At 38.9% G+C, this 2352-nt stretch carries 2 protein-coding genes and 1 pseudogene; all 3 read right to left on the reverse strand.

Annotated features, from left to right (window positions below):
• Positions 1 to 506, reverse strand: a pseudogene (locus tag H6S82_RS29485) (hypothetical protein); the annotation flags it as partial.
• 147 nt (positions 507 to 653) lie between these two features.
• A complete protein-coding gene (locus H6S82_RS29490) occupies positions 654 to 1121 on the reverse strand; it encodes a hypothetical protein (RefSeq protein ID WP_190466966.1) in 468 nt (155 codons plus the stop codon).
• A 127-nt stretch (positions 1122 to 1248) separates the two neighbouring features.
• A complete protein-coding gene (locus H6S82_RS29495) occupies positions 1249 to 2196 on the reverse strand; it encodes a glycosyltransferase (protein WP_190466962.1) in 948 nt (315 codons plus the stop codon).
• Between the last annotated feature and the right edge of the window lie 156 nt (positions 2197 to 2352).

Here is a 2352-nt window from a genome sequence, read left to right on the forward strand (position 1 = left end):
CAATATATTATTGCCGATTCTTTACCATCACCTCGATGCGCCCACACAGCTAATAATTTACTATCAATTTCCTGCAAAGCAAATCCTTCAAAATTGCTTCCTTGAGGAACCTTCTGCAAATCGAATACTTTGATAATTTCGACATTTTTGTTATCGTTAGTTATCTTCAAATGGTAGACTTTCCCGAAACTGCTGAGAGCCATAAAAGAAACATTATTTCTCTCAGGAACAGATGTTATAGCTTCTAAATCGATCGGCAAATCTATATTTCTAGGCCATTGCAACGGAAAATATTGAGGTTGATTCTTGTCCTGAATTTTAATAATTGCTATACGACCTCGATCTTTTTCTTTGTTATCGTGAACAATCAGTAAGTCCAACCTATTGCTTTGCTGCTGAACTAAAGCCATCCCGCTAATACCAAAAAATATTCCTCCTTTAACGGGACGCCACGCCTGTGCAAACACTTGCTGGGAGATCGGCAATGATGTCACTAAAATTGTCAAAGTTATCAATAAGCTTAAAAATCGACGCATATTAATTTAAAAACAATATACATAAATAGGTGCGTTAGCTTTTCAGCTTAACACACCTCGCTGTATTTAGCTCGTTTATAACCTACTATCTAGGCTACGCCATCGCAACTGCAAAAATCAAAAACTTGCCGCGTAAGTTAACTCAAAATCTCGATAAATGGTAATCCGACAAGAATTAGTCGGTTCTCCCAATGATTCGCAATCTAACTTACCCGTAATCGTGCTGATCGGTCGCCGTAAAGGTTTATTATCGTACTGACTCCTTTCGCGAGTACTCCAATCGATAATTCCAGCATCAAGCGAATTCTGAAATTCCGCCGCTAACATCAGCAGTTTAAACTTATCTTTGATTGGCCCAATTAGCGGAAATCTCATGGAAACTAACTGCGTCACAATCGGTTTAACATCGTTAGGTGTCACATGAGTTTGACATTCACCGAATTCTAAATCATAAGCGTCCAATCGAAAATTTTCTTGCTTATCTCCCAATTGGGTTTGTATATCCTTAAGCCATCTGTCTATGTGCGGTAACAGCCCTAGATTTTGGTCGCATAGCAGCTTACGAATGTTGGAATGTTCTGTCATAAAATTGTTTGTTGTTCTGTATTAGTTTGGTTGACAAAAAAATTTTTGTCTTGTCTGGGGAGAGTGCGATCGGCAATTCCTGCGGTTGAACTCCCGACCTTTAGGTGCGATCGACTAGCCCAGCTCCCTAGCTTGAGAATTCTTTCCCAGACGGTTCTGGTTTCCTCCTGAGGACTTCTTTTAGCAGTGCCGTCACTTTTCGAACTTGCTCCCATCTCAATAATATGATGCTTTTGAGACCTTTAATTAAAAGAATTTTGACTAGCACCCTTCTCATTTTTTTGCGTAATTTGCTGGGCAGTGATTGATAAGTTTTGTTAAAAATAATTTTTAGCCATACTTTATATATCTCAAACAAAGTATCAATTCTATTGGAGTCAAGATTTAGGCTGGTTGCTTGATTGGGATGAATGCGAAACGCAGCTAGCCTTTCGTCAATAAACCCTATTTTATAATAGGCCATAATTCGCAACCACATCTCCAAGTCAGCCAGTTGTTTAAAATTGGCATCGAACAAACCAACTCGCTCAAATACTTCCCGCCTTATCAAGACATTAGTCGGTTCGCCAACCTTGTTGTATGGAGGTTTAAAAAAATTCTCATCTTGCAAAAAACTTAAGCCAGATTGTATAGGCTGAATTTTTGACCAATGTTTGTGTACGTCCTGCATCCCCTTCAAAAATTTTAGATCGACGGGCTGTTCGTAAATTAGTTGGCGAGTGCTAAAAACCAAACCAATTTCTTCATCTGGTTCGGCAATTTGCACCATTTTGGCAATACAGTCTCCTGTAAGAGTATCATCTTGAAATAAGAATTTAACATATTTGCCTTTGGCTTGCTCGATACAATAGTTCCAGTTAGGTACTAAACCATATCTGGCATGAGTGAAAATATGAGTATTCGGTAGTTCTGCCACACGCAGCAACCTTAACCCTTCATCTTTTGAGCCATCATCAGAAATAATAATCTCTATATTGGGATAAGTAGTTTGCTGGAGACTGGTTATCAGTGATGGAATAAATTCAGCGCCATTATATAGAGGTATACAGATGCTAACCAGTGGATAACTATTCATTATTATTCAATTACTAAGAGCGTGTCCCGTTCCATCTTGATCCGAAGCTCAAGACTACGATCCCATGAATTACTTATATAATAACGATACCAACGGACACGATCTAACTTATCTGCCTCCCGTTTGTATATTGACTGTGGGCTAGGGGGAACAGGG

This window comes from Planktothrix sp. FACHB-1355, assembly GCF_014748295.1.
Classification (GTDB): Bacteria; Cyanobacteriota; Cyanobacteriia; order Cyanobacteriales; family Aerosakkonemataceae; genus Aerosakkonema; species Aerosakkonema funiforme_A.

Bases quoted from the DNA above. Each gene is read 5' to 3' on its own strand.
- H6S82_RS29490 (WP_190466966.1), bottom strand. From the start codon at position 1,121: ATGACAGAACATTCCAACATTCGTAAGCTGCTATGCGACCAAAATCTA.
- H6S82_RS29495 (WP_190466962.1), bottom strand. From the start codon at position 2,196: ATGAATAGTTATCCACTGGTTAGCATCTGTATACCTCTATATAATGGC.